Raw genomic sequence first — 4074 nt, forward strand, 5'->3', positions numbered from 1 at the left:
TCAGCCGCTACCGGCGGCGGCGCTGGCGAGCGCAGTCGACACGTTTGTAAAGATCGTCTTGATGCTGCTGCCCATGCCGGTAAGAATCGCGACCGACACAGCAAGGATCAGACCCAACAGAATAGCGTATTCAGGCAACGAATTACCCGCTTCGTCAGCACAGAATTTTCGGAAATGTGCAAACATATCGCGCCCCTCTTCATGCTCGAATATCCAAGGAGAGCGAAAGCAAATACCCGCCTAGCGAGAACGTTATCCAATAACTAACCCGTTCGCCACCCCGAACTTCTCAGTTTTTCAAACAGCCCGACAATTACCGACAGCAGCGCTACCCAACGCATTTGGCTCCGCGCTAAAGAACGCCGGCAGTCGACAGGCTCGCCCCCCCGAAAGCGCCGGGAGGGCGGGAATTCTTCATTGCCGCCGCCAATAAAGCTAGACGACATCCAACAAGAAAAGAGTATCAGCCGCTACCGGCGGCGGCGCTGGCGAGCGCAGTCGACACGTTTGTAAAGATCGTCTTGATGCTGCTGCCCATGCCGGTAAGAATCGCGACCGACACAGCAAGGATCAGGCCCAGCAAAATCGCGTACTCAGGCAGCGCGGCGCCGTCCTCGTCACGGACGAAACTATGTAGAAACTTTTTCATTGCACCCCTCCACTCGTAAACAACTGCAGCTTTCAGCGAACGCAATCTACGAACGCTATGGCATGAACTTTGCCGCAAAAGCGACTGCTTTGAAACCTAGCTCTTTGGGATTTTCATACCTGATAAGGAGTATGAGTTTTATTTCAAAAGAGGTATGCCAACGTTAATAAATTGTTTAGATTTATGTGCTGGTTAGTGGTGAAACGGCTTGCAACAGGTGTGGGAATATATCCTAAAATCAAATTTGAAGTTTAATGTTATCCCTTTATTTGGACATTCGGGCGATCTTGGAATCCTTCATCACGCAAGAGTGCCGAATGCGCAAACTTCTTGGGTTCGAGACCACCGCTTCCTTGATTGTCATCATGATGACAATATTCGCGCAAATTACCGCGAACCTTTTGACGTATTTTCCGCAGTCGGCGTTCCTCTGGTATGCCGATCGGGAAATTTTCGGTTTTATAGGCGTCTCGGAGCATTCCTGGATGCTGGAACCGTCCGCCATTGGCTTTAGCGTTGCAATTGCCGCCCTGAGTTTTTGCGCTTTTTGCAACCGGTGGTTTTTCGTGGCCGGCGCCCTCAGCCACGCCTGCCTTTTCCTCGCAGGAAAATCAATCGGCATGAGCATATGGGCCGGGCGAGACTATTGGGGCGAGCGCCTGTCGTGGGTTTCGACCTTTTTCAGAATGCCGAATGCTTCCTTTCTTCTGTTAGGCCTATCTTCGGCAATTTTGTCAGCGGCGGCTTGTCATTTCATGTATCTGTCGACCATTCCGCCGGCTCCTCCCGGGGCCGCACGGCCACTGCGAGCCTGAACGATGATCGCTTTCCTGATTTCCTTCGCACTTGGCACGGCGCTTATTTTCGTCATACTCGATGACTTGAAGAATTTCCGCATCCGCAATGGAGCGGTGATATTCATGGCCGTGTTGTTCCTGGTAGAGGTCGTTACCCGCGGTCAATATCGCGAGGCGCTGGATCATCTAGGCTTCGGCGGGATGATGTTTCTTTTGATACTTGGCGTATACGCCCTGGGCATGATGGGAGGCGGCGACGCAAAGTTGCTTGCTGTGGCGTTTTTATGGCTTGGCGTCGGCGGCGCGACCGTTTTTTCCGCGCTCCTCTTGATATTGACCCTCTTCTATTGGCTCGGAGCCTATCTTAGCGTCTTTCCCAAACAGATCGTTTCAGGAAAGATGAAGATCCCTTATGGCCCCGCCATCGCCTCCGCTTGGCTTTTGACGGCGGCTTTGCAAAAATAAATCGAGCTGTTGGACCCGATGAGGGCGTCGCAATGGAACGCCGGGCCGCCTATGCGCATTGCCTTAGGCTTGAACGCGCGTTGGCGCGTCGGGATATGGGGACGAACATGCTTTCGCTAGCATCGGCCATCCGCGCCTTGGCTTTTTGTCTCGTCGTCTCGGCGGTTCCCGCGCGAGGATCCAGTTTCAGCTTCGGCGCTCCGATGGAGGGCGGCGCAACGATTGTGATGGAGGGCCGCATCGACCAGGGCGACGCCGGACGTCTCCACGCGCTCATCGACAACGCCCGCAGATCCGGGCGCCCGATTGCACAGGTGCAGCTGGATTCCCCCGGCGGAAATCTCGCCGAAGGTCTTAAAATGGCGACTGAAATCAAGCATCAGCATCTCGCGACCGAGGTTCCGAAAGGAGCAACCTGCGCTTCGGCATGCTTTTTCGTGTTTGCAGGAGGGGCGTCAAAATATGTCGGGGCGGGCGCCAGGGTCGGTGTCCACGGCGCGGCCGATCTTGCAGGCGCGGAGACTTCAAACTCTGAGGCCGCTACGGTCTTGATGGCGCGCTGGGCTGCGGCAGAGCTGGGGGTTCCGACCGAGATCATTGGAAAAATGGTCCTGACGCCTCCAAGCTCGATCATCTGGCTGACAAGGGAAGAACTGCGCACGTTAGGGGCTGCCGAAGCCGGCGAGGACTTTGCCGCCTCGGGCGACGGCGCTCAAAGAGCGCCGAAGCTCGCCGCCGATCGGATCGAAACGTCGAATGTTGCGTGGTCCGAAATGATGAGCGATGCGTTGGCGCTGTCAAGCGCCGCGCATGATGGCAAGCCGGATTTGCGGGAGAACTGCCGCCCCGAATCGCGAATCTGTCAAACCGCCTTGTTCTTCAATCGGTCGAACGGCATCAAGGCCATGATTCGTTCAACCAGGGACGCCAGGGGGACGGTGATAAGCAGGCATTACTGCGAGTTCAAGGAGGACGAGACTGTTTGGCTATGCACCAACTGGGATAGTCTTGCCGTCGCGCGAGAAAAGGAAATCAGCCAGAGCGCCTGGCGGCCAATCAGCTCGCCGTGAAATTGCCAAGCAAAAACGGTCGGCGCTGACGGCTCGACCCGGGGCTCCCAATCTCAATCCCGCGCAAGTTGACCCCTCGTCCGTCGTGTCCACACAACAATATTATCGGCCGTCGCCACCGGTTCGTAATCTTTCAGTGCCGCGGACAGGTCAGGAAACACAGCGATCGCATCGGTTATGCGCTTGTCCTTGTCGACGAGAATGGCGTCCGGCTGTTTTTCTCTAACGTCGGCCAGGAAGGCCGCAGCCTCGTTTGAGGCGTAGCGCTCAAGCCGCTGCCGATAGGCGGCGTCGCCACGCTTGGCGGCGATCAACATGCGCGAATAAACCATGATCATCACGTTGTTCGTCCGCCCGCACCAGACGCCGCCGACGCGGCGCACGAGCGGATGCCCCACCGACTGTTGCGGCGTAAGAGCAATCAGGCGCGGATGATCCGGAGCATAGCCCCGTACGGCGGCGGCAAGCCCAGCGTGTTCCTCGGCGCCGGTCCAATCATAGGGTGCGCCGAACACCAGGAAGGCGAGGGCAAACAACGGCAAAATGCTGTACAAGAAACCCATCGGCGGCGCGACGTCCCGGGTTGGCGGCGTTTGGCCGGCGCCCACAGCGGTAATCGTCGGCGCGAACAACAGCGCCAATGCGAGGCAGAGCAGCATCACCGCGGGAAGTTCGTGGTTGCCCCAGCCTTTGCCCTGCACGAGGTAGGTAACGAGGAATCCCAGTGAGCCGGCGATAAGCGTAAATGCGCGCGGCGTGAAGCAGAGGCCTCGTCCGACATAGGCGGTTATGGCAAGCAGCCCTACATTCAAGGTAAACCAGAGTTCTCCCAGCAATTCCTGCAACGATACTCTCAGCGGCACATAGGCGTCGATCGTCACTTGCAGCGTGTCGAAAAATGCCGGGAAAAGATAAAAAATGACCGCGACGTAAGCCAAAACCGTTACGGCCGCCGCCAGGTTCTCGATAGCCAAGGCGAGCCTGAACGAACGCCGCGCGATCAGGCATCCCGCCAGCGGAAAGGCGAAAGCAAGGGCAAAATGCGGCTTGATGCAAACGACGAAGCCCGCGAGAACGCCTGCCCCCAGCGCGG

7 protein-coding genes are annotated in these 4074 nt (G+C 57.1%); 4 read left to right on the top strand and 3 right to left on the bottom strand.

The features are described from left to right. Together ACLP2E_RS20410 and ACLP2E_RS20415 are read right to left on the bottom strand one after the other, a co-directional pair. Positions 1–186, bottom strand: a complete 186-nt coding sequence (locus ACLP2E_RS20410) for a Flp family type IVb pilin (RefSeq protein WP_442466950.1) — start codon at positions 184–186, stop codon at positions 1–3. 277 nt (positions 187–463) lie between these two features. Then, positions 464–649, bottom strand: coding sequence for a Flp family type IVb pilin (locus tag ACLP2E_RS20415; protein ID WP_442463044.1), 186 nt, complete (start codon positions 647–649; stop codon positions 464–466). A 317-nt stretch (positions 650–966) separates the two neighbouring features. Between ACLP2E_RS20415 and ACLP2E_RS20420 the strand changes: the two genes are divergently transcribed. From ACLP2E_RS20420 to ACLP2E_RS20430, 3 genes are all read left to right on the top strand, one after another. Further along, a complete protein-coding gene (locus tag ACLP2E_RS20420; RefSeq protein ID WP_442463045.1) occupies positions 967–1464 on the top strand; it encodes a hypothetical protein in 498 nt (165 codons plus the stop codon). Between the two features lie 3 nt (positions 1465–1467). Then, on the top strand, positions 1468–1911 hold the full coding sequence (locus tag ACLP2E_RS20425) for a prepilin peptidase (RefSeq protein WP_442463046.1): 444 nt from the start codon (positions 1468–1470) through the stop codon (positions 1909–1911). A gap of 107 nt (positions 1912–2018) precedes the next feature. Then, entirely contained in the window at positions 2019–2981 is a 963-nt protein-coding gene (locus ACLP2E_RS20430) for a hypothetical protein (protein ID WP_442466951.1), read from the top strand. Positions 2982–3034: 53 nt separating this feature from the next. Here the strand turns inward: ACLP2E_RS20430 and ACLP2E_RS20435 are convergent, their stop codons facing one another. Continuing rightward, entirely contained in the window at positions 3035–3862 is an 828-nt protein-coding gene (locus ACLP2E_RS20435; protein ID WP_442466952.1) for a hypothetical protein, read from the bottom strand. On the opposite strand from ACLP2E_RS20435, the gene ACLP2E_RS20440 reads away from it, so the two are divergent. Next, positions 3863–4074 (top strand): hypothetical protein (locus tag ACLP2E_RS20440; protein ID WP_442466953.1); only part of this gene is annotated, 212 nt, incomplete at its 3' end.

Origin of the sequence: Rhodoblastus sp. (assembly GCF_052145335.1) — a bacterium.
GTDB lineage: Bacteria > Pseudomonadota > Alphaproteobacteria > Rhizobiales > Beijerinckiaceae > Rhodoblastus.